Annotated in this window: 22 protein-coding genes; 18 read left to right on the top strand and 4 right to left on the bottom strand. The window is 36.9% G+C overall.

Annotation, left to right across the window (positions count from 1 at the left end; translation table 11 throughout):
* The first annotated feature begins 15 nt into the window (after positions 1-15).
* From mnmA to recD2, 4 genes are all read left to right on the top strand, one after another.
* Positions 16-1,134, top strand: coding sequence for a tRNA 2-thiouridine(34) synthase MnmA (gene mnmA, locus FHL06_RS00800; RefSeq protein WP_153384348.1), 1,119 nt, complete (start codon positions 16-18; stop codon positions 1,132-1,134).
* Positions 1,135-1,307: 173 nt separating this feature from the next.
* Positions 1,308-1,958 carry a histidine phosphatase family protein gene (locus tag FHL06_RS00795; RefSeq protein WP_153384347.1) on the top strand — a complete coding sequence of 217 codons (651 nt, stop codon included), beginning with the start codon at positions 1,308-1,310 and terminating at the stop codon, positions 1,956-1,958.
* Between the two features lie 8 nt (positions 1,959-1,966).
* Positions 1,967-2,635, top strand: a complete 669-nt coding sequence (locus tag FHL06_RS00790; protein WP_153384346.1) for a tetratricopeptide repeat protein — start codon at positions 1,967-1,969, stop codon at positions 2,633-2,635.
* Positions 2,622-5,009: an SF1B family DNA helicase RecD2 gene (gene recD2 / locus FHL06_RS00785; RefSeq protein ID WP_153384345.1), complete on the top strand. Its 2,388-nt coding sequence runs from the start codon at positions 2,622-2,624 to the stop codon at positions 5,007-5,009. The genes FHL06_RS00790 and recD2 overlap by 14 nt, the downstream gene beginning before the upstream one ends.
* A gap of 51 nt (positions 5,010-5,060) precedes the next feature.
* Here recD2 and FHL06_RS00780 read toward each other — a convergent pair whose 3' ends face one another.
* From FHL06_RS00780 to def, 4 genes are all read right to left on the bottom strand, one after another.
* Positions 5,061-6,005, bottom strand: a complete 945-nt coding sequence (locus FHL06_RS00780) for a diacylglycerol/lipid kinase family protein (protein ID WP_153384344.1) — start codon at positions 6,003-6,005, stop codon at positions 5,061-5,063.
* 73 nt (positions 6,006-6,078) lie between these two features.
* Positions 6,079-7,770 carry a ribonuclease J1 gene (rnjA, locus tag FHL06_RS00775; protein ID WP_153384343.1) on the bottom strand — a complete coding sequence of 564 codons (1,692 nt, stop codon included), beginning with the start codon at positions 7,768-7,770 and terminating at the stop codon, positions 6,079-6,081.
* A 3-nt stretch (positions 7,771-7,773) separates the two neighbouring features.
* Positions 7,774-7,986: a DNA-directed RNA polymerase subunit epsilon gene (locus tag FHL06_RS00770; RefSeq protein WP_153384342.1), complete on the bottom strand. Its 213-nt coding sequence runs from the start codon at positions 7,984-7,986 to the stop codon at positions 7,774-7,776.
* Positions 7,987-8,122: 136 nt separating this feature from the next.
* Positions 8,123-8,683 carry a peptide deformylase gene (gene def, locus FHL06_RS00765; protein WP_153384341.1) on the bottom strand — a complete coding sequence of 187 codons (561 nt, stop codon included), beginning with the start codon at positions 8,681-8,683 and terminating at the stop codon, positions 8,123-8,125.
* Positions 8,684-8,930: 247 nt separating this feature from the next.
* On the opposite strand from def, the gene FHL06_RS00760 reads away from it, so the two are divergent.
* The 14 genes from FHL06_RS00760 (at position 8,931) to FHL06_RS00695 (ending at position 22,357) form a co-directional block, all read left to right on the top strand.
* Complete coding sequence (locus FHL06_RS00760; protein WP_153384443.1) at positions 8,931-9,929, top strand: D-2-hydroxyacid dehydrogenase; 999 nt, start codon at positions 8,931-8,933, stop codon at positions 9,927-9,929.
* 151 nt (positions 9,930-10,080) lie between these two features.
* Entirely contained in the window at positions 10,081-11,184 is a 1,104-nt protein-coding gene (locus FHL06_RS00755; protein WP_153384340.1) for a thiamine pyrophosphate-dependent dehydrogenase E1 component subunit alpha, read from the top strand.
* 2 nt (positions 11,185-11,186) lie between these two features.
* Entirely contained in the window at positions 11,187-12,164 is a 978-nt protein-coding gene (locus FHL06_RS00750) for an alpha-ketoacid dehydrogenase subunit beta (RefSeq protein WP_153384339.1), read from the top strand.
* A 28-nt stretch (positions 12,165-12,192) separates the two neighbouring features.
* Positions 12,193-13,488: a 2-oxo acid dehydrogenase subunit E2 gene (locus FHL06_RS00745; RefSeq protein WP_153384338.1), complete on the top strand. Its 1,296-nt coding sequence runs from the start codon at positions 12,193-12,195 to the stop codon at positions 13,486-13,488.
* A 6-nt stretch (positions 13,489-13,494) separates the two neighbouring features.
* Complete coding sequence (gene lpdA / locus FHL06_RS00740; protein WP_153384337.1) at positions 13,495-14,922, top strand: dihydrolipoyl dehydrogenase; 1,428 nt, start codon at positions 13,495-13,497, stop codon at positions 14,920-14,922.
* A gap of 126 nt (positions 14,923-15,048) precedes the next feature.
* Entirely contained in the window at positions 15,049-15,339 is a 291-nt protein-coding gene (locus tag FHL06_RS00735) for a UPF0223 family protein (protein ID WP_153384336.1), read from the top strand.
* Positions 15,326-16,105: an inositol monophosphatase family protein gene (locus tag FHL06_RS00730; protein ID WP_153384335.1), complete on the top strand. Its 780-nt coding sequence runs from the start codon at positions 15,326-15,328 to the stop codon at positions 16,103-16,105. Before FHL06_RS00735 ends, FHL06_RS00730 begins: the two co-directional genes overlap by 14 nt.
* 56 nt (positions 16,106-16,161) lie before the next feature.
* The gene (gene typA / locus FHL06_RS00725; RefSeq protein ID WP_153384334.1) at positions 16,162-18,015 is read left to right on the top strand and encodes a translational GTPase TypA; all 1,854 of its coding nucleotides are present in this window, start codon (positions 16,162-16,164) and stop codon (positions 18,013-18,015) included.
* 135 nt (positions 18,016-18,150) lie between these two features.
* Positions 18,151-19,329: an FtsW/RodA/SpoVE family cell cycle protein gene (locus tag FHL06_RS00720; protein ID WP_162000291.1), complete on the top strand. Its 1,179-nt coding sequence runs from the start codon at positions 18,151-18,153 to the stop codon at positions 19,327-19,329.
* Positions 19,330-19,333: 4 nt separating this feature from the next.
* Complete coding sequence (locus tag FHL06_RS00715) at positions 19,334-19,600, top strand: YlbG family protein (RefSeq protein ID WP_153384333.1); 267 nt, start codon at positions 19,334-19,336, stop codon at positions 19,598-19,600.
* A complete protein-coding gene (gene rsmD, locus FHL06_RS00710; protein WP_153384332.1) occupies positions 19,597-20,148 on the top strand; it encodes a 16S rRNA (guanine(966)-N(2))-methyltransferase RsmD in 552 nt (183 codons plus the stop codon). The genes FHL06_RS00715 and rsmD overlap by 4 nt, the downstream gene beginning before the upstream one ends.
* A 1-nt stretch (position 20,149) precedes the next feature.
* Positions 20,150-20,641 (top strand): pantetheine-phosphate adenylyltransferase, encoded by a 492-nt coding sequence (gene coaD, locus FHL06_RS00705; protein WP_153384331.1) that lies wholly within the window; start codon positions 20,150-20,152, stop codon positions 20,639-20,641.
* 4 nt (positions 20,642-20,645) lie between these two features.
* Entirely contained in the window at positions 20,646-21,698 is a 1,053-nt protein-coding gene (locus FHL06_RS00700; RefSeq protein WP_153384330.1) for a SepM family pheromone-processing serine protease, read from the top strand.
* A 44-nt stretch (positions 21,699-21,742) separates the two neighbouring features.
* Positions 21,743-22,357 (top strand): helix-hairpin-helix domain-containing protein, encoded by a 615-nt coding sequence (locus FHL06_RS00695; protein ID WP_153384329.1) that lies wholly within the window; start codon positions 21,743-21,745, stop codon positions 22,355-22,357.
* The last annotated feature ends 2 nt before the right edge of the window (positions 22,358-22,359 follow it).

Below are 22,359 nucleotides of genomic sequence, written 5' to 3'. Positions count from 1 at the left end.
AATGAGGTTTTTAAAATGGATAATAAGAAGAAGCGTGTAGTAGTTGGAATGAGTGGTGGCGTTGACTCGTCAGTAAGTGCACTTCTTTTGAAACAACAAGGCTATGACGTTATCGGTGTCTTCATGAAGAATTGGGATGATTCTGATGACTCTGGCGTATGTACTGCCACAGAAGACTATGAGGATGTAGCTAAGGTTGCTAATAAGATTGGTATTCCTTACTATTCAGTTAATTTTGAGAAGGAGTACTGGGACCGTGTTTTCGAGTATTTCTTAGATGAATATCGTAAGGGTAGAACTCCAAACCCTGACGTTATGTGTAACAAAGAGGTTAAGTTCAAGGCATTCCTTGATTATGCAAACAAGTTGAATGCTGATTACATCGCTATGGGTCACTATGCACAATCATTCCGTGACGATAACGGTGTGGTTCACCTATTACGTGGTGGCGATGCTAACAAGGACCAAACATACTTCTTGAGTACTGTTCAACAAGACCAGCTTCAAAAGGCTATTTTCCCAATTGGTGGAATGCAAAAGTCAGAAGTTCGTCGTATTGCTGAGGAAGCTGGACTCGCTACTGCTAAGAAGAAGGACTCAACTGGTGTATGTTTCATCGGTGAGAGAAACTTCCGTAAGTTCTTGGGTGAGTTCTTGCCTGCCCAAGCTGGTACTATGATGACACCTGATGGCGTTGTTAAGGGTAAGCATGCTGGTTTGATGTACTACACGATCGGTCAAAGATCAGGTCTTGGAATCGGTGGAAATGGTAAGTCAAACGAGCCTTGGTTCGTTGTTGGTAAGGACATGAGCAAGAATATTCTCTATGTCGACCAAGGATATGACAATCCTGCACTTTACGCTGACCACTTGGATGCATCAGATCTTTCATTCATCACTGGCTTAGATTATGGTGATACTTTCCATGCCACAGCTAAGTTTAGATATCGTCAACAAGATACTGGCGTTACTGTTCACGTTTTAGGTGGCGGCAAGGTCAATGTTGAGTTCGATAACCCAGTTCGTGCTATCACGCCTGGGCAAGAGGTTGTCTTCTATGATGGCGAGGAGTGCTTGGGTGGAGCAACTATCGATGCTGCTTACATGGCAGAAAAGAAGTTGCAATACATTTAATGAAATAAAATAACTAAACTAAATTCAACAGGGACTTTAAGTAAGGATTACTTACTTAAAGTCTTTTTTAGTATCTGAAGGTTTAATTTTCTGTAAAGATGAGTCAAAGGTTGAAAAAATAAGACAAAAAACTCATAATTATAAGTAATTAACTTTGTAAGGTGAGAGAAAAAATGGAATTGTATTTTATCAGACATGGAAAGACCCAATGGAATCTTGAGGGCAAGTATCAAGGAGGACATGGCGATTCGCCTTTGTTGTCAGAAAGTATGAATGATATCAGTTTATTAGCTAAACGTTTGCAAGAAACGAAAATCGATCACATGTACGCCAGTCCATTGCCTCGTGCAAAAGTAACAGCAGAAACTTTAATCGAAGATATGAATCGCCAAATTCCGTTGTCAATTGTTGATGACTTGCGTGAATTCGATTTAGGTATCATGGAAGGTCGAAAATTTTCCGAATTAGAAAATGAAATTCCCGGAGTCATCTATGCCTTCAGAAATCAACCTTGTGATTATGATTCTGATTTAATTCGCGGAGAATCATTTGAGGAAGTTGCTAAAAGAACTACTGGAGCTGTCAAAAGAATTGTTGACGAAAATCAGGCTTCAGGAAGCGTCGTAATCGTCAGTCACGGAGCTGCTTTGGTAACTTTGATTCAATCGTTATTAGGGACAGATATTGCCGATATTAGAAAAGATGGCGGTCTTTCAAATACTAGTTTGACTCATTTACAATATAATGATGGTAAGTTTAAATTAATAAAATGGAATGAAACAGGTTATCTGAATAAGAAGTTGGACAGTTCAGATACAATTTGAGGTATTACATGAACAAACAAGCAGAACAATTATTTAAGCAGGGCGAAAAGGAAAAAGCCGTCCACTTATTAGTGAGCGACCTGAATAAAAATCCGAAGCAGTTGCCAGAAATCTTGCAATTATCGACTTATTTAGTTCAGTCTGGTGACTTAGAGCAAGCTGAAGAACTATTAGCGCGTTCGTTAGAAATGTTTAAGGATAATCAAGACTTGCTCTACAATTTGGGAAATGTTTATTATCTTGCCGATAAATATGATAAAGCTAACCAAATTTTTCAAAAATTAGTCGATGATAATTATGCCTTTGAGGCTTACTTTATGATGGCCAAAACTTTAGATCAGCAGGGAAAACGGCAATTAGCGATTATGTATGCTTTAACGGCTACTGAAAAAGCGCCCAAGGATTTGCCAGCTAATGAGTTATTAGCCGATTTATTGCTTGCTAACGGCAATTTTGAAGAATCAAAGCGATTCTACCAACAAGCTAATAAAATTAAGCCACAGGCCAAACACTACTTCAATATGGCTTTGTGTGCCATGAACCTTAAAGAAGATTACCAGGATTACTTAAATCAAGCTAAAGATTTAGACAAGGATTATTATTTGAAGAACGAAAAGAAATTAGCTGATTTGCAAGAATTTATTAAACAACAAGGAGATAGCGATGACGGAAAGTAACGAGAAACCTTATTTCTTGGGCACTGTCAAAGCCATTTTTTTTGAAAATCCAGAAAATCTCTATAAAATTTTTACGATTAAAATCAAAAAGACCAATACTGATTGGGATGCCAAAGATATTGTTGTAACAGGTAGTTTTGGCGAAATCTCTGAAGAAGAAGAATATCGATTCGAGGGTAAAATCGTTGATCATCCTAAGTATGGGAAACAATTTCAAGCAACGACTTATAAGAGAAGTCGTCCCAGTGGTCGTAAAGAATTGATCAATTTTTTCTCAAGTGATGAATTTCCAGGAATTGGGAAGAAAAAAGCTGAAAAAATCGTTGATGAATTAGGCGAAAATGCTATCGATAAAATTATCAAAGATCCTCATGCTTTGGATTTTTTGAAATTAGGTGAAGATAAGACTCAACAAATTGTTGAACAGATATCAAGTAACCATCAAACTGAACAGGCTCTTTACCAATTGAATAATTTTGGCTTTGGTCCAACCTTAAGTGCACGAATCTATCAAAAATATGGCGTTCAAACGATGGAGAAAATCAATGACGATCCTTACCAATTAGTCATAGACGTTAAGGGAGTCGGGTTCAAACGAGCTGACGAATTGGCCAAACGTTTGGGAATCACCGGCGATGATCCTCGCAGAATCAAGGGAGCTATGATTCAGATGGTCAGTTCTTTAATCAATGAAACTGGCGATACTTACGTCGATGGAAATGAATTGATTCGTCGCGTTAGTGGCGTGTTAAGGACTAGTTCAACGCCAGATTTAGATAAGAAATTAGTCGATGGCTTGAAAAACTTGGTTAAAGATGGAGTCCTATTAGTCGAAGATGGCAATGTTTATCAAAAAGATTTGTCCGACAGTGAATGGTCAATTTCTCAATCGCTCAAGATGATTACCGATACTTTCAAAGGCGTTTCGTGGACGAAACATGCTTTAAAAAAAGAATTAAAGAAAATTGAAAAAGACTTTGACGTTGAATATGACGCTTCACAACAAAAAGCCATTGAACAATCATTGACCCATCCGATTTTTCTATTAACTGGTGGTCCGGGAACCGGGAAAACAACGATTATCAATGCCATTGTGGCTGCCTATGGAAAATTAAATGATGAAACTTTAGATCCAGCTTCAGATGATTATGCAATTGCTCTAGCAGCTCCTACAGGACGTGCAGCAAAACATATGGGTGAATCTACCGGATTGCCCGCAAAAACGATTCACAGGCTTCTAGGATTAACTGGAACTGAAGATGATGAGTTTGCTGAACCTAGTTTGGATTGCAAGTTGCTGATAATCGATGAAATGTCGATGGTCGATACGAAATTGTTTAAATTATTGATTGAAGCCGTTCAACCAGGAACGCAAGTCGTTTTAGTAGGGGATCAAGATCAGTTGCCATCAGTTGGTCCAGGTCAAGTCTTTTCCGATTTGATCAACAGCCAAGCTTTTCCAACGACGATTTTAAAAAATATTCATCGTCAAGATGAAGATTCGACCATTATTCAGTTGGCCCATGATATCAATGAAGGCGTGATTGTCGATGGTATTTTTGAAAATAGATCTGATCGAAGTTTTATTGGCTGTACCAGTCGAGATGTTCCCAATGTTTTGTCACAAATAATCAGTAAATCAAATGAACGTGGCTTTGATATTGAAGATGTCCAAGTGTTAGCTCCGATGTATCGTGGGCAAGCAGGAATCGACAATTTGAATTTTGTCATTCAAAACGTGCTTAATCCGATGAAACCTAAACGTAAAGAGGTTTCGATGGGTAATACCAAATATCGTATCAACGATAAAGTCGTTTATTTAGTCAATTCGCCGGAAGATAATGTTTTTAATGGTGAAATTGGCAAGATTATTGGGATTTTGTTAGCTAAGGAAAATACTGATAAAGTGGATAAGCTGATTATTGATTTTGATGGCAATGAAGTCACTTTGGATCGTAAAGATTGGATCAATATTACTTTGGCTTATTGTACTTCGATACATAAATCTCAAGGTTCAGAATTTGAAATGGTTATCCTGCCATTAGTTAATGAAGAGTCACGCATGCTGCGTCGGAATTTACTTTATACCGCCGTTACAAGAGCAAAACGACTCTTGATTATGGTAGGAGACAGAAGTGCTTTTGAACGTTCGATTAGAGATCAATCAAGCGATCGGAAAACGACTCTTAAGGAAAGAATCTTTGTAACATTTAAGATTAAGCAACCAAAATCAAAAGAAGCACAGGTTGAGGAAGAAACAAAGCCCAAGGATTATCGCCTGACGCTTGATATGGTCATGAATAATTCAATTGATCCTATGATTGGCATGGGAGATACTAAACCAAGCGATTTTTTAACAATTCAAAATAAGTAAAAAAAGAGATAGGATTTCCAGAAATTGGAATTCTATCTCTTTTTGGTGTCTTTAATTTTTTACAGGTAGCCAGAATTGATGTTGATTGATGGAAAAGTCAAAATCAAAGTCATGTTGACCTAATTCTTCACCATCCATTTGTCCATGCTGTTGAGGATGATTTTGTAAGCGAAAATTAGTTGATTCAATATGCCAAACATTTTTATCTTGCAAATGTGAGCCATTCGTTAGCAATTTAGTAAATAATTTTACAAATGTCATGCCGGTAATTTTTTTAACAACGACTAAGTTTAGTTTGTGATTAAAAGGCGTGGCACTAGGATCGATGGCAAAGCCACCGCCAAAATAGGGATGATTGGTAGCAACAACAATATAAGCATTGTCAAAATGCTTTTTTTGTTGTTCATCGACATCTAATTTAAAAGCTTTTTGTCTCTTGATTACTTTTAAAAGATTCGTGAAGTATGACAAAGTTCCCAGATGCAAGCTATTGAGAAATTCTTTACGCTCGGAGTGATTGGTGTAATAGACTGTACTGGCATCAAAACCAATGCCGATATTATTGATGAAGTAATGAGTTCCCATTTCATTAACTGCTTTTCCAACATCGATCATCCGTGGCTGTTTCATGGAAAGAATTGCTTGAATCAGTATAACGGGATTTTTGATTTTTAATTGAATACCACGACAGAAGTCATTTCCAGAACCTCCAGGAATATAACCTAAAGGCGTATTAGGATAATCTGATGATTTAACGCCATTAAGGGCTTGATTCAGCGTGCCATCGCCACCGATAACGACTAATTTTGTCCTTTTGAGATTTAAATTGGCTATTTCTTTAGCAATCCGAATTGCATCGCCATCTTTTTTTGTCGCGTGAATCTCATAAGGGATTTTATTTTTGGCTAAAAAATTTGTCACCTTATCACTGGCTTTTTGAGCAAGACCATTGCCGGCATAATGATTTAAAATTATCTCGATTTTTTCTTTTTCCATTTGCTTGCTACCCTTTAAATAAAAAAAGTAGATCAATTGATCTACTTTAGATTGAATTTCTATAAATTACTTTTTAAATTGAAGTTCCAATTAGCATTGGTAAAATCACAGGGTTTCTAGCTGTACGTTTGTACAAGAATTCTTGCAATCCTTCAATAATGACACGTTTTAAGACGGCTTCAGTGACTTTTGTATCTTCGTCATCAAAAGCATTCTTGATTAAGTGGAAGACACGTTTTTGAGCATGATTGATCAATTCACCTGATTCACGCATATAGACGAAACCACGAGAAAGGATATCAGGACCGGCTAAAACGATGTGTTTTTGATAATCAATTGTTGCAACAACGACGACCATTCCTTCTTCTGAAAGAACTTGGCGATCGTGGATAACAACATTCCCAATATCACCAACACCCTTACCATCGACGTAAACATCTCCAGCAGGGAAGTGACCAGCAACATGCGCGCTATCCTTTGTTAGTGCCAAGACATCACCGTTTTCCAAAAGGAAAGAGTGGTCTTGAGGTACATCGCAAAGCTCTGCTAATTCAGTATGAATCTTTAACATTCTGTATTCACCGTGAATTGGCATGAAGAACTTAGGTTTCATCAAACGAAGCATCAATTCTTGTTCCTCTTGACCACCATGTCCAGAAGCGTGGATGTTATTAACTTTACCGTGAATAACTTCAGCTCCAGCTTCTGAAAGTTGGTTGATCAAGTGGTTAACACTGATCGTGTTACCAGGAATAGGGTTACTTGAGAAAATAACGGTATCTCCTGGTTGAATTGTGATTTGTCTGTGAGTTCCGTTAGCAATTCGACTCAAGGCAGCTAAGGGTTCACCTTGTGAACCAGTACAAAGAATCAAAGTTTCGCTTGCGGGCGTCTTATTCAAAGCATGAGGATCAATCAACATATCATCAGTGATATTCAAATAGCCTAGTTCACGACCATTTTCAATTGCTTGTTCCATGCTTCGACCAAAGACAGCAATTTTACGACCTTGTTGAATTGCTGCATCAACAGCTTGCGAAATACGATAAATATTTGAAGCGAAAGTAGCAAAAATGATTCTGCCGCTAATAGTTTCAAATATTTGGTGAATCGTTAAACCAACTGAACGTTCTGATTTAGAAAAAGTTGGAATTTCCGCATTTGTACTATCAGATAGTAAACATAAAACACCTTTTTGACCTAAGGCAGCCATTTTTTGAAGGTTAGGTGATGGCAAACCTGCAACAGGAGTCAAATCGAATTTGAAATCTCCTGTTTCAACGATGATTCCTTGAGGAGTGTGAACTGCAATTCCCAAAGTATCAGGAATTGAGTGAGTAGTTCTAAAGAATGAAACACTTGTCTTAGGGAACTTAATCACATCGTCTTCATGTAGAACATGTAATTCAGTAGTTCTTAGTAAACCATGTTCTTCCAATTTACCTTTAATTAATGCACAAGCTAATGGACCGGCATAGACAGGTATATTTGGAAGCTGTTTTAGAAGATAAGGAATACCACCAATGTGATCTTCGTGACCATGGGTAATGAACAATCCCTTGATCTTATCTTTGTTTTCTACTAAGTAGCTATAATCAGAAATGACGTAGTCAATTCCGAGGAGTTCATCTTCAGGAAACTTAATTCCGGCATCGATGACAATTAGTTCATCTTGATATTGAACTCCATACATATTTTTACCGATTTCGCCAAGGCCCCCGATGGCGAAAACGGCAACTTCATTATTTTTTACTTTAAAGGACATTAATTAAAACTCCGTCAATTTAAAGTCAGGATTCTTTTTTTCGTACTCGAGATGTTTTTCGTCGAGCTCCTGAATGAATTCAATTTCGTAGTCGGTGTTATCCTCGACTGCTTGACGAACTTCGATGCTTGAAGCTGCGTCCATATAGAGTGAATGTGTAAATTCACGACGGGGGTTATCTATTTCACTTGTTTGATATAAAACTTTATAAATCAATATAATTTCTCCTTTAATCGAATTAAATGAAACAGGTCAGTTTCATTTGACGTTTTTTTCCAGTCCATTTGTGCGTTAATCAATAGATAGCACAATTCTACCATAATAGAAATGGTAAGTATACTTAGGGACTTAATTAAGAAATAACGACGGTACTTGGGTCTAGTTCAAATGGTTCTTTCTTATCGATCTTATCGTAGTATAAGTGGCCATTTAAGTGGTCGATTTCGTGTTGGCAAACGATAGCGGGGTAGCCCTTAACGCGAAGCGTTTGTGAGTTTCCTTCAAAATCATCATATTTAATAGTAATACGGTCAGCTCTGGGAACGAATCCAGGAACATCTTTATCAACTGATAAACAGCCTTCACCTTCAGACAAAGCAGCACGTTGAACTGAATTTCTAACGATTACTGGATTGATCAAAGTGATTTTTAGGAGTGGCTTGTCAGGTTCGTCATCGTTTGGTACGAGAACAGAAGCCATCATTTCGGAAACTCCAACTTGAGGTGCAGCTAAACCGACGCCAGCTCTTAATTGATGTTTTTCAGCATATTCTTCATCTTGACTCTTAACGAGATACTCCATCATATTGGCAGCTAAATTCTTGTCGTCTTCACTTAGTGGAAATTTAACTTTGGTTCCAACTTTTCTTAAAACAGGATCGCCATCACGGACGATATCTTTCATAAAATACATAGTTTCCTCCAAATGTTTAATTGTACAAAATACCTTAGTATATTCATTATAGATTATTTTTCTCTAAAAATAGAAGTAATTGAAAAACTTTTTACCATTTTAATTAAAGAAAACGTTACCATTCATTTCGATGAGATTATCGACAGATATCCTTGGGATATTAAACTTGAGAATGATAAAATATTAGTTGTATATGTTACCGATTTCAATAGGGTTACATAAAATATAACAGCGGAGGTCTTTTATGATGAAGTTAATTGATTATGGCGTTCGGTCAGATGAGAAGCCATATATTGAAGAATGGTCTAAAGAAAATGGAATTGAGGTCAAGATTGTGACAGATCTTTTGACCCCAGAAACAGTTCAAATGGCCAAAGGTTTTGATGGAATCGTAGCTTATCAACAACTACCTTATGATGAAAAAATCTTTGACACGATGAATGAGTTCGGGATTCATGTACTTTCACTTCGAAATGTCGGTGTCGATAATGTTCCTTTTGAAGCTCTAAAGAAGAATCAAATTCGTTTAACTAATGTACCAAGTTATTCACCAGAGGCAATAGCTGAATATTCAGTAACTGGTTTGATGGCTCTTTTACGCAATTTAAAGCATATGATTAGAAAAGTCGATGATCACGACTTTACATGGGCACCTGATATCGGTCGCGAATTGAATCAATTGACAGTTGGTGTAGCAGGAACTGGTCGTATCGGTCGTGCAGCCATGAAAATTTATCAAGGATTTGGTGCAAAAATCATTGCTTATGACAAATTTCACAATCCTGAAATTGAAAAACAAGGCTTGTATGTGGACAGTCTAGATGAACTTCTCAAGAAATCAGATGTCGTAACATTGCATATTCCAAGCCTTGGTAAGGGTCACACTTTGATTAACAAAGACTCAATTTCGGAAATGAAAGATAATGCGATTGTGGTTAATACTGCTCGTGGAGATTTGATCAATACTGAAGATTTGTACGATGCCGTTGTTGATGGAAAGCTTTATGGTGCCGTTTTAGATGTCTATGAAAACGAAGTTGGAGTCTTCAACAATGATTTAAATGGTCAAGAATTAGATGATAAATTACTTGAAAAAGTAGTTAAAAGTCCAAAATTCATTTTGACACCACATATTGCTTTTTACACAACGAAAGCGGTTAAGAATATGGCTACTATTTCATTGAATTCGATGGTTGATGAAATTAAAAATGGCAAATCTGAAAATGAAATTAATTTAGAGAAATAGTTATATTTTTCACAATATTTAGACTAAAAAAAGTTGTTTCCGAAAAGCCGGAACCTCTTGTTTTTTGTTGGATCAATGTTAAACTAAAAATATATGAAAGCCCTTACAAGTTTCACAAGGGATTGAGTTTTTTATGAAAGGACTGTGGAGAATGGCAAGTAAACCAATTGTTGATTTTGAGGCAATTAAAAATAATTTATCAAATGTTTCAAAACCCATTCAAGTTTTAAATGAAAATGCTGAAATTACAGATCAAGAAGTCTTTGATTCTTTTTCTGATGATGATTTAGTTGAATTTATGAAAAAGATGGTATGGGAACGTGCACTACATGAACAGACAATGAACTTCTCACGTCAAGGTCGCATGGGATTTTATGCTCCGACTGAAGGTGAAGAAGCTTCCGAGATGGGAACTGTTCTAGCAATGAAGAAGCAAGATTATTTATTACCAGCTTATCGTGATGTCCCACAATTGATTCAACATGGAGCAACTGTTACTGAAGCTTATCTTTGGTCACGTGGTCATGTGCTTGGAAATGAATTTAAGGCACGTTCAATGATGCCTCAAATTATTATCGGTGCTGCATACGTTGAAGCTGCTGGTGTTGGACTTGGAATTAAGAAGAATAAAGAAGAAGATACGATTGCATTCACTTATACAGGTGATGGTGGTACTTCTCAAGGTGATAGTTATGAAGGTATGAACTTTGCCGGAGCTTATCAAGCACCAGTTCTCTTTATCGTTCAAGATAATGGCTTTGCCATTTCAACTCCTCGTGCTAAGCAAACTGCTGCTCCTACATTAGCCCAAAAGGCTGTAGCTGCAGGAATTCCTAGTATTCAAGTAGACGGAATGGATATTTTAGCTTGTTATTCTGTTGCTAAAGCTGCTCGTGATTATATGGTAGCTGGCAATGGACCAGTTTTGATTGAAACTTTAACATATCGTTTTGGTGCTCACTCAAGTGCGGGTGATGATCCTAAACGTTACAGAACTAAGGAAGAAGAACAACCTTGGTTCGACAAAGATCCATTGATTCGTTTGAGAAAAGTTCTTGAAGATAAAGGACTTTGGTCAGAGGATCAAGAAGATAAATTAGTCGATGAATATAAAGCATCATTTAAAGAAGCAATTAAAGAAGCAGATGCCGCTCCTGCTGATAAAGTTTCTGATATGTTGAAACGTACTTTTGAAATTCCAACTCCAGAAATGAAGAAAGAAATCGATAAATTTGAAGCAAAGGAGTCGAAGTAAAAATGGCTAAGAAAACTTATATTCAAGCAATTACAGACGCCTTAGACATTGTTCTTGAAGATGATCCAAAAACATTGATCTTCGGTGAAGATGTTGGTAAAAATGGTGGTGTTTTCAGAACTACACAAGGCCTTCAAGAAAAATACGGTGAAGACCGTGTCTTCGATACTCCATTAGCTGAATCTGGTATTTTAGGACTTGCAACTGGTTTAGGTTTAACTGGTTGGCGTCCTCTTCCAGAAATCCAATTTATGGGCTTCTCTTTTGAAGCTGTCGACCAAATTGCTGGCCAATTATCACGGATGCGCTTTAGATTCAATGGCCTAAAGAATGCACCGGTAACGATTCGGACTCCTTATGGTGGTGGTACTCACACTGCTGAAATGCACGCTGATAACTTGGAAAACTTTTTCACAGGCGTTCCAGGATTAAGAGTTGTTATGCCAAGTAATCCATATGATGCTAAGGGATTGTTGATTTCATCTGTTGAAAATAATGATCCTGTACTATTTTTGGAAAACTTAAAATTATATCGTTCCATGAAAGATGACATTCCTGATGGGAAATATACGGTTCCTTTAGATAAAGCTAATGTTTCTCGTGAAGGAAATGATATTACAATCGTAGCTTACGGTGCCGAAGTCAATGAAGCATTAAAAGTTGCTGACACATTGGCTGAAAAGAATATTTCAGCTGAAGTTATCGATCTTAGAACAGTTTCACCAATTGATACAGATACGATCTTTAAATCTATTCAAAAGACTCACAAAGTTGTAATTGTTCAAGAAGCACAAAAAATGGCTGGTGTTGGAGCACAAGTTGCCTCAGCTATTGCCGAAGATGCTATTCTTTCTCTCGATGCACCAATTGGTAGAGTTGCCGCTCCAAATAGTGTTTATCCATTTGCATTGGGTGAAGATATTTGGATTCCACGTGCTAAAGAAATTGAAGAAAAAGTAAATGAAATTCTTAACTACTAGTAAGTAATCGAAGGAAGGGAAAACAACTATGGCATACAAATTTAAACTACCTGAACTTGGCGAAGGTATGGCTGAAGGTGAAGTTTCTAGCTGGTTAGTAAAAGAAGGAGACACCGTTAAAGAAGATGACTCTTTAGTAGAAATTCAAAATGATAAATCTGTTGAAGAGTTGCCTTCTCCTGTTGCCGGTACTGTTAAGCAAATTGTTGCTCAAGAGGGAGACACAGTTGAAGTTGGCGATACTTTGATCGTCATTGATGATGGTTCGCCAGATACTGGAGATGATGAGGCTCCAAAGAAAGAAGACAAATCTGAAGATAAGTCAGAAGATAAAAAGGCTGATGAATCTAAAGAAAAAGCACCTGCTTCGAGTGCACCGGCAACAGGCTCAGCTAATAGCGATTACTTAGCAATGCCTTCTGTTCGTCAGTATGCTCGTGACCAAAATGTTGATTTATCTCAAGTAACTCCAAGTGGTAAACATGGTCAAATCACGAAGACTGATGTTGATAGCTTCAAGAGTGGAAATCCTGCAAGTGCAACACAACCAGGAAAGGCACAAGCACAAACTAGTGCACCTGCTGCTCAACCAATCACGCCTTACAAGTCAGCAACGCCTGAACTTGAAACACGTGAAAAGATGTCTATGACTAGAAAAGCAATTGCAAAAGCAATGCTCAATAGTAAACACACAGCTCCACATGTAACGAGTTTTGATGACGTTGAAGTAAGCGCTTTGATGGCAAACCGTAAGAAGTATAAGGCTTTAGCTGCAGATAAAGGAATTCACTTGACCTTCTTGCCTTATATCGCAAAAGCATTGGTAGCGGTTATGAAAGAATATCCAGAATTGAATGCCTCAATTGATGATTCAACTGATGAAATCGTTTATAAGCATTACTACAATATTGGAATTGCGACAAACACTGAGCATGGATTGTACGTTCCAAATGTTAAGAATGTTGATTCCAAGGGAATGTTTGAAATTGCCAAGGAAATCAGTGAAAATTCACAAGCTGCTTATGATAATAAAGTTAGTGCCGATAAAATGTCTGGTGGTTCAATTACTATCAGTAACGTTGGTTCAATTGGTGGTGGCTGGTTTACACCAGTTATCAACTATCCAGAAGTTGCAATTCTAGGTGTTGGTAAGATTGCTAAAGAACCTTATGTTGACGATGATGGCAATATTCAAGTAGGAAGAATGTTGAAACTTTCATTAAGTTACGATCACAGATTAATTGATGGAGCTTTGGCACAAAATGCATTGAACCTCTTGAAGAAATTGTTGCATGATCCAGATATGTTATTAATGGAGGGCTAATTTAAAATGGCAGAAAATGTAATTGAAAAAGAAACTGTTATCATCGGTTCTGGCCCTGGTGGTTATGTTGCAGCAATCAGAGCTTCAGAATTAGGACAAGATGTAACGGTTATTGAAAAAGAAGATACAGTTGGAGGAGTTTGCTTGAATGTTGGCTGTGTGCCATCAAAAGCACTGATTACTGCAGGACACAGACTTCAACAAGCTAAGGATTCAACGACTTACGGAATCACGACAAGCGATGCCAAAATTGATTTTACAAAGACGCAAGCTTGGAAAGATGAAAAAGTTGTTGCCAGAATGACCAGTGGTGTTCAAATGCTTTTAAAGAAGCATCATGTAGAAATTATTCATGGTGAAGCATATTTAGACAGTGACACGCAATTACGAGTTATGCCTAGTGGACCTAGACAATTTATGGATAATGGCGGCGGTCAAACTATCAAATTCAAGAATTTGATTTTAGCAACCGGAAGTCGTCCCATTGAAATTAGAGGATTTAAATTCAATGATCGAGTAATTGATTCGACTGGTGGATTAAATCTTAAGGAAGTTCCTAAAGAATTCGTCATTATTGGTGGTGGATATGTCGGGACTGAATTAGCTGGTGCATACGCTGATCTTGGTTCACATGTCACTATTTTGGAAGGCTCGCCAAATATTATTCCAAACTTTGAAAAAGATATGGTTTCAATCGTCAAAAAGAAGCTTGAGAAAAAGGGCGTTACGATTATTACTAATGCCATGGCTAAAAAGAGTGAAAATAAAGGCGATAGTGTTGAAGTAACTTATGAACTTGATGGTAAACCAACTACTATCACTGCAGATTATTGTATGGTGACCGTTGGTCGTCGTCCTAACACTGATAACTTTGGTCTTGAGATGACAAACGTCAAGTTGTCTGATCGTGGTTTAGTCGAAGTTGACCAACAAGGCAAGACATCAGTTGATAACATCTATGCTATTGGTGATATCACTGCAGGCCCTGCATTGGCTCATAAAGCATTCTTTGAAGCTAAGACGGCTGCTGGAGCAATTTCTGGTAAAAACACTGCTAACGACTATTTAGGCGTGCCTGCAGTCTGCTTTACTGACCCAGAACTTGCTAGCGTCGGTTTAACTGAAAAAGATGCCAAGGATAAGAATATCGACGTCAAAGTTGGTAAATTCCCATTTGCTGGTAATGCTCGTGCAGTTTCACTTGATGATGCCGAAGGATTCGTTAAATTGATTGCTAACAAAGAAACAGGAACTCTCTTAGGTGGTCAAATTGTTGGACCAGGTGCCAGCGACCTTATTTCAGAATTAAGCGTTGCTGTCAACTGTCAACTAAATGCTGAGGATATTGCTTTAACGATTCACCCACACCCAACATTAGGTGAACCAATTCAAGAAGCTGCCGATATTTTGATTGGCTATCCAACACATATTTAAGGATGATTGCGTTTAGAAACCGGAATAAAGTTATTTCGTATACTAAATAAATGAATTCGATAAAAAGCGATGCATTTGTATCGCTTTTTTTGTATAGTAGAATAAAGATGAAAAGGGGTTATTTCTATGCGAAGCAATTACAGTTATCCACTCGATTCGAGTTGGAGCCAAGAAGAAATCGTAACCGTGATCGATTTATATAATGCTGTAGAAAAGGCCTATGAATCTGGAATAGCGAAAGACGAATTCTTACAGAAGTATCGTTTATTTCAGCAAGTTGTTCCAATGAAAATGGATCAAAAAAATTTAGACAAAGAATTTGAAGTTCAATCAGGCTATTCAATTTATCAAGTTTTTAAAGCGAGTCGACGAGTTAAGAATGATGGGAAAGTCAGGGTTTCAAATGAAAATAGATAGTAAAGAAATCGATAATTTTTTAGTTGGCCTCTTAAAACACGTTGGTGAAAGTTTACGTGAAGATTCAATTAAAAAAATGTCGGTTGCTACTAAAAAAAACCGCAATGATTTAGTAACGAATTTTGATAAAAAAACTGAAAAGTTTATCAATAGTGAAATCAAAAAAGCATATCCTGAGGCTACAATCGTTAGCGAAGAAGGGTATGGAGATTCAGTAAAAGATATGTCAGGATTGGTATTTTTCGTCGATCCAATCGATGGAACAATGAACTTTGTTAAGCGTGGGGATGATTTTGCATCAATGATTGGCGCTTACATTGACGGTCGCCCACTAATTGGTGCTATCATAGACGTTATTGGCGAGAAAATTTATCATGGCGGAAAAGAGATTGGACTTTTTGTCAATGATGAAAAGATTGATAATCCAAAGGATTTACCGCTAGTAGAAGGGTTAGTTGATGTTTCGGCACCAATGGCTCTTGCAAATAAATTTAATGTGCAAAGTGTGATTAAAAAAAGCAGTGGTTTCAGGGTTTACGGCAGTGCTGGGATAATATTTGGACATCTATTGACTGGAAAAGAAGTCATGTATATGTCATACTTAGCTCCTTGGGATTTAGCCGCTGGACGTGTTATGTGTGAGGCTTCGGGGATGAGTGTCGTAAGTATTGACGATAGCCCAATTAATATGTTAGAATCACAAGTCGTAATAGTTGGTACCCAGAAAGTTGTTTCTGAGGCACTAAAGACACTTAAAGCGCGTTAATGAACTGTGACAGTCATTCACAGTTTTTTTATTGCAAGTAATGTAAACACGTATTTATGGAAGGAAGAACTAATTTGACTAAGAGAAGAGAAGATATTAGAAATATTGCGATCATCGCTCACGTTGACCACGGTAAAACTACATTAGTTAACGAAATGCTAAAACAATCAGACACACTAGGGAAACACTACGAACTCCAAGATCGTGCCCTTGATTCAAATGCTATTGAAAGAGAACGTGGTATCACAATCCTTTCAAAAAATACAGCTGTTGATTACGATGGCAAGAAAATTAACATTTTGGATACACCAGGACACGCTGACTTCGGTGGTGAAGTTGAACGTATCATGAAGATGGTTGATGGTGTTTTGTTGGTTGTTGATGCTTATGAAGGTACAATGCCACAAACACGTTTTGTTTTGAAGAAAGCTTTGGAACAACACTTAACACCAATCGTTGTTATTAACAAGATTGATAGACCAGGTGCTCGTCCTGCTGAAGTTGTTGACGAAGTCCTTGAATTGTTCATCGAATTAGGTGCTGACGATTCACAACTTGACTTCCCAGTTATTTATGCTTCAGCTATTAACGGAACTTCAAGTTACTCAGATAAGGTTGAAGATCAAGAACACACAATGAAGCCATTGTTTGACACAATCTTAAAGACTATTCCAGCTCCAATTGATAACTCAGATGAACCATTGCAATTCCAAGTTGCTTTGCTAGATTATAACGATTACGTTGGTCGTATCGGTATTGGTCGTATCTTTAGAGGTAAGATCAAAGTCGGCGATAACGTTACTGTTATGAAATTGGATGGTTCAACAAAGAACTTCCGTGTAACTAAATTATTTGGTTTCATGGGCTTGAAACGTGTTGAAATCAACGAAGCTAAAGCTGGAGACTTAATCGCTGTTTCTGGTATGGAAGATATTTATGTTGGTGAAACTGTTACACCAGTTGACCACCAAGAAGCACTTCCTTTGCTACGTATTGATGAACCAACATTGAAGATGATGTTCTTACAAAATAACTCACCATTTGCTGGTCGTGAAGGTACAGAAGTTACTGCTAGAAAGATTGAAGACCGTTTGAAGAAACAATTGCACACTGATGTTTCACTACGTGTCGATGATACTGACCAAGCTGGTGCTTGGATGGTTTCTGGTCGTGGTGAACTTCACTTGTCAATTCTTGTTGAAGAGATGCGTCGTGAAGGTTTCGAATTACAACTATCACGTCCAGAAGTTATCTACAAGACAATTGATAACAAGAAATGTGAACCTTTTGAAGAGGTAACAATCGATACACCTGATGAGTATGTTGGTGCTGTTATTGACTCAATGGCTCAAAGAAAAGGTGACATGCAAAACATGGAAAGTACAGGAAATGGTCAAACAAGACTTATTTTCTCAACTCCATCACGTGGTTTGATTGGTTATTCAACAGAATTCCTTTCAATGACAGGTGGTTATGGTATTTTGAACAACACATTCTCAGAATACAAACCAGTTGTTAAGAACTGGAATCCAGGTAGAAGAACTGGTGCTTTGGTTTCAATCAACCAAGGCCCATCAACTACATACAGTCTTGAATCAGTTGAAGATCGTGGTACATTGTTCATTGGTGCCGGTGTTGATGTATACGAAGGTATGATCGTTGGTGAAAGTAGCCGTGACCAAGATATCGCTGTTACTGTTACTAAAGGTAAGAACCTTACAAATACTCGTGCCGCTGGTAAGGATCACGCTTCTGCTATCAGAACTCCTAAGGATATGTCACTTGAACAATCTATCGAATTCCTAAACGAAGACGAACTTTGTGAAGTAACACCTAAGAATGTTAGATTGCGTAAGAAGATCTTGAACACAAACGAACGTAAGAAGTTCGATAAATCAAAGAAGAACTAATATATTTGATAAATCAAAAAAAGAAATTTAATTAATCATTAAATTTAAATAAAGGGTTAGGGGCATTTGCTCCTAGCCTTTTTTTCTTGATTTATTTGGTGGTATAATCTTAATATCAGATTTTAGGAGTATAACGTGAAAAAATTAAGGAAAATTGACTTATGGATCGTCATTCCATACATCCTGCTCTTAGGTATTGGAGTCGTTATGGTTTATTCTGCCAGTTTTTATAATGCCTTAGTTGTAGGTGGTAAAACTAATCAGTATCTGATTAAACAAGCAATCTATGCCGTCATGGGAGCATTTCTTTGTTTGGTGACTTTTATGCTCAAAGAGAAGATTTTGAAGAATCAAAGAATTTTGAGCTTTATTATGTTGGTAACTGTTGGTTCGCTCCTCTATCTTTTAATTAGAGCATTGTTGGTTCCTAGTAGTAGGGTCAACGGTGCTTCTGCGTGGATTAATTTGGGAATTATTAATTTTCAACCCTTGGAGTTGGCTAAGTTATTTTTAATTATGTTTTTGGCCTTGTTTTTGACCAATAAGAAGAATCGGTTGTCGCAAAAAAAAGGTTGGCGTGAAGTTCTTAAAGAAGTTTTTCAACCAATGCTGATTGTCGCTTCGATAATTATTATGGTTCTTTTCCAACCCGATGTTGGTGGGGCGTTGATTCTCTCTTTGATTACATTGGTCATCGTTGCATCTTCTACGATTCCAGGGAAATTAATTGCGGAATTGAGTGGCTTTTTAACTTTTATTTTTGTGGGCATGATAGTCTTTATTACTAAATTTCCGCCAGCCTTTATTAAGGGAAGCTATGGCTATCAACGATTTTTAGCCATGCAACATCCATTTCTTTTGGAACAAAAAGCCGGTGCGCAGTTGGTGAATTCATTTTACGCCATCAGTAACGGTGGAGTCTTTGGGGTTGGTTTAGGTAATAGTATTCAAAAAAGAGGCTACTTACCTGAGCCTCATACTGACTTTATTTTATCGATTATCAGTGAAGAATTAGGTTTAGTAGGAGTAACCTTTATTTTAGGACTTTTATTTATAATTATTTTTCGAATGATCTCCTTAGGATTTCGTTCTAGGAAAACTTATAACTCTTTGGTTTATTATGGAATTGCAACAATGATTTTATCGCAATTAGTTTTAAATGTTGGAGGATTGCTTGGTGTAATTCCTTTAACAGGTGTTACGTTGCCCTTTATTAGTTATGGTGGTTCTAGTTTATTGATTTTATCAATTGCTTTAGGAATCGTTTTAAATCTTGAGGCAACGACTAAATTTGAGAAAATGAAAAAAGGATGATTTTATGTACAAAAAAGTGGAGCGTCAGGCATTGTATGTCTGGATCTACTCTTTGAAATGGAGAAAAAAGCTGCAACGTTATGGAACGATTTATTATACTTCTCCAAAAATGAAATACGTAATGTTATATGTTAACTCCAGTAAAGCTGCGGAAGTAAAAAAAGAATTAACAGCAAAAAAGTATGTTAAACGTGTCGCTTTAGCTCATCGCAAAGAATTGGATGAACACTATGTTTTAAAAACTAATGATAATAAAGAGGATTCAGAATGAAAGTTGTTTCAGGTAAATTTCGAGGTTTAAATTTAAAAGCGGTGCCGACTAACAATACTCGACCAACATCAGCTAAAGTAAAGGAAGCTGTTTTTAGCATGATTTCACCATATTTGAATGGTGGGGTCGCCTTAGACTTATTTGCGGGAACTGGTAGTCTTGGTATTGAAGCTGTCTCAAGAGGTTATCAGCAAGCTTATTTGGTAGATAAAGCCTATAAAGCAATCAATACGATTAAAGAAAATGTTGAGAAAACTCATGAGGAAGATAGCTTTGTAGTTTTGAAATCTTCAGCAACAGATGCATTAGAAAATTTTGCAAAAAATCAACAAAAATTTGATTTAGTTTTTTTAGATCCTCCATATAGGATGAAAGTAACAGAACAAATTATTAAAGATATGGTTGAATCAGACTTATTGAATCCAGAGGCAATCATCGTTGATGAGACTGATTACGATATTGATTTGAGTGATTTTTCTCGTATCGAATTATTAAAGGAAAAGAAATATAAAGATACCAAAGTAGCAGTATATCAGTTTGGAGGATAAAATGTCGCAAAAGATTGGACTCTATGCGGGTAGTTTTGACCCCGTGACTAATGGTCATATAGATATTATTCGTCGTGCAGCAAAATTATTTGATAAATTATACGTTGTACCGATGACGAATACTTCTAAAAATTATTTATTCTCATATGAGGAAAAAAAGAAATTCATCGAAGATGCCTTAGGCGATATAAAAAACATTGTTGTGATGGATGGTAAGGATGAATTAGCTACGAAATTTGCGGCTGAGGTCGGTGCACAATTTATGGTACGCTCGATGCGTAATCCGGACGATTTCGGATATGAATCTGGAGTTGCTTCCATTAATCGTGTTCTCGATAAAAAAATCGATACGGTTTTTCTGTTAGCAAATGATAGGTATGCTACGATATCATCATCAATGATGAAAGAAGTAGCAAAGTTTGGTGGGGATATCTCAGAATTTGTTCCTCCTGAAGTTGCAAAAGCATTGATAGATAAGTTGAGGAAGGAATAATATTTTGAAATTCAACAAAACTAGAAATAAGGTCTTTGGCGCCCTTTTTATTATTATTGTCGTAATGGCATTTTTTACTTTGCCAACTGGTTATTATTTGGAAGTTCCTGGTACTGCTGAAGATACTTCTCAGTTTGTTAAGGTTGATGGAAAGCATGATAAGAAAAAGGGTAATTTGCTTTTGACGACCGTTGGAATTGTGAGTGGAACGCCATATACGCTTCTAAAATCTTTAGGTAATAATTTTGAAACGATTTATTCGCAACAAGACTTGATGGGCGATGAAAGTAGCGAAGACTATTTCAAAGTCCAAAGTTACTATATGAAATCGGCAACTAATAGTGCCATTCAAGCAGCATATTCAAAAGCTGATAAACCATTCACTAAGAAATACTTAGGCGTTTATGTAATGGATGTAATGGCTAATTCCCAATTTAACAAGAAATTACAAGTTGGAGATACGATTACATCGATCAATGGTTATCATTTCAATAATGCCGATCAGTTTATCAAATATGTTAAGAAACAAAAGAAAAACGCTAAAGTGAAAATCCAATTCACACGTGATGGCAAGAAGATGACTGCAAGTGGTGGTTTGGTCAAATTAGCTGATACTAAGCGCTTGGGCTTAGGAATTACTTTGACTGACAACACTGAAGCAAAGGGAAATCCTCCTACTAAGATAAACGCTGGTAATATCGGTGGACCATCAGCGGGATTGATGTTTACTTTGCAAGTTTATTCTCAGATTACCAATAAGAATTTGAAAGCCGGTAGAACGATTGCTGGTACAGGTACGATTTCTCCAGATGGAACAGTTGGACCAATTGGTGGGGTTGAGAAGAAAGTTTATGCCGCTTCAGAAGAGGGAGCTACAATTTTCTTTGCACCAAATGATCCAGTTACTAAAGAGATTAAAAAATATGAACCTGGATACGTAAATAATTATCATTTAGCTTTACGAGCAGCTAAAAAAATTCATACAAAGATGAAAATTGTTCCAGTTAAAAACTTGAATGATGCCATTAATTATCTTGAAAAGACACAGTCTAAATAGGGCTGTGTTTTTTTTTTACGTATTTTGGATATGAGGTGGTAAAAATGGAAGAAGTATTCAGTCATATCAAACAAAATATTATCGTGATAGCAATGATTTTAGTAATGAGTATATTCGGTTCATTATATTTTTGGACTCATAAGACTAAGCCAGTTCAAAATGAAATCAAAACTGAAGTTGTTACTAAAGATAAAGAAGCTCCTGAAAAAAAGCAAAAAATCAATAACGATATTTTTGTGGTTGATATTCAAGGCGCAGTTAAAAATTCAGGAGTTTATCGAGTTAAAAAAGGAACTATCGTTCAAGATATTTTGCAAATGGCTGGTGGCGTGATGGCAAATGCTGATGTTAAGCAAATAAATCGTGCTCAAAAAGTCACTGACCAGATGCAAATTTACGTTCCTTATACTGGAGAGACACAGGTATCACCCCAAAATTCAGCAAATAAGGGCAGTGGTGGAGGACAAAAGAAGGTCAATATAAATTCAGCCAAAGCTGACGACTTTAAAGATGTCTCTGGGATTGGACCAAAGAAAGCCGAAAAAATCATCGCTTTTCGAGAAAAGAATGGTAATTTTAAAGATTTGCATGATTTAACTAAGGTTTCGGGAATTGGTGAGAAAAGTTTGGAATCTTTGAAAGATCAATTGACGGTTTGAGT

This window comes from Companilactobacillus halodurans (assembly GCF_009600985.1).
GTDB lineage: Bacteria > Bacillota > Bacilli > Lactobacillales > Lactobacillaceae > Companilactobacillus > Companilactobacillus halodurans.
The sequence above is the reverse complement of the archived record's forward strand: the minus strand, read 5'-3'. Positions and strand labels throughout refer to the sequence as shown.

Coding starts and splice junctions, on each gene's coding strand:
- mnmA (WP_153384348.1), top strand. CDS start 16: ATGGATAATAAGAAGAAGCGTGTAGTAGTTGGAATGAGTGGTGGCGTT.
- FHL06_RS00795 (WP_153384347.1), top strand. CDS start 1,308: ATGGAATTGTATTTTATCAGACATGGAAAGACCCAATGGAATCTTGAG.
- FHL06_RS00790 (WP_153384346.1), top strand. CDS start 1,967: ATGAACAAACAAGCAGAACAATTATTTAAGCAGGGCGAAAAGGAAAAA.
- recD2 (WP_153384345.1), top strand. CDS start 2,622: ATGACGGAAAGTAACGAGAAACCTTATTTCTTGGGCACTGTCAAAGCC.
- FHL06_RS00780 (WP_153384344.1), bottom strand. CDS start 6,005: ATGGAAAAAGAAAAAATCGAGATAATTTTAAATCATTATGCCGGCAAT.
- rnjA (WP_153384343.1), bottom strand. CDS start 7,770: ATGTCCTTTAAAGTAAAAAATAATGAAGTTGCCGTTTTCGCCATCGGG.
- def (WP_153384341.1), bottom strand. CDS start 8,683: ATGTATTTTATGAAAGATATCGTCCGTGATGGCGATCCTGTTTTAAGA.
- FHL06_RS00760 (WP_153384443.1), top strand. CDS start 8,931: ATGAAGTTAATTGATTATGGCGTTCGGTCAGATGAGAAGCCATATATT.
- FHL06_RS00755 (WP_153384340.1), top strand. CDS start 10,081: ATGGCAAGTAAACCAATTGTTGATTTTGAGGCAATTAAAAATAATTTA.
- FHL06_RS00750 (WP_153384339.1), top strand. CDS start 11,187: ATGGCTAAGAAAACTTATATTCAAGCAATTACAGACGCCTTAGACATT.
- FHL06_RS00745 (WP_153384338.1), top strand. CDS start 12,193: ATGGCATACAAATTTAAACTACCTGAACTTGGCGAAGGTATGGCTGAA.
- lpdA (WP_153384337.1), top strand. CDS start 13,495: ATGGCAGAAAATGTAATTGAAAAAGAAACTGTTATCATCGGTTCTGGC.
- FHL06_RS00735 (WP_153384336.1), top strand. CDS start 15,049: ATGCGAAGCAATTACAGTTATCCACTCGATTCGAGTTGGAGCCAAGAA.
- FHL06_RS00730 (WP_153384335.1), top strand. CDS start 15,326: ATGAAAATAGATAGTAAAGAAATCGATAATTTTTTAGTTGGCCTCTTA.
- typA (WP_153384334.1), top strand. CDS start 16,162: ATGGAAGGAAGAACTAATTTGACTAAGAGAAGAGAAGATATTAGAAAT.
- FHL06_RS00715 (WP_153384333.1), top strand. CDS start 19,334: ATGTACAAAAAAGTGGAGCGTCAGGCATTGTATGTCTGGATCTACTCT.
- rsmD (WP_153384332.1), top strand. CDS start 19,597: ATGAAAGTTGTTTCAGGTAAATTTCGAGGTTTAAATTTAAAAGCGGTG.
- coaD (WP_153384331.1), top strand. CDS start 20,150: ATGTCGCAAAAGATTGGACTCTATGCGGGTAGTTTTGACCCCGTGACT.
- FHL06_RS00695 (WP_153384329.1), top strand. CDS start 21,743: ATGGAAGAAGTATTCAGTCATATCAAACAAAATATTATCGTGATAGCA.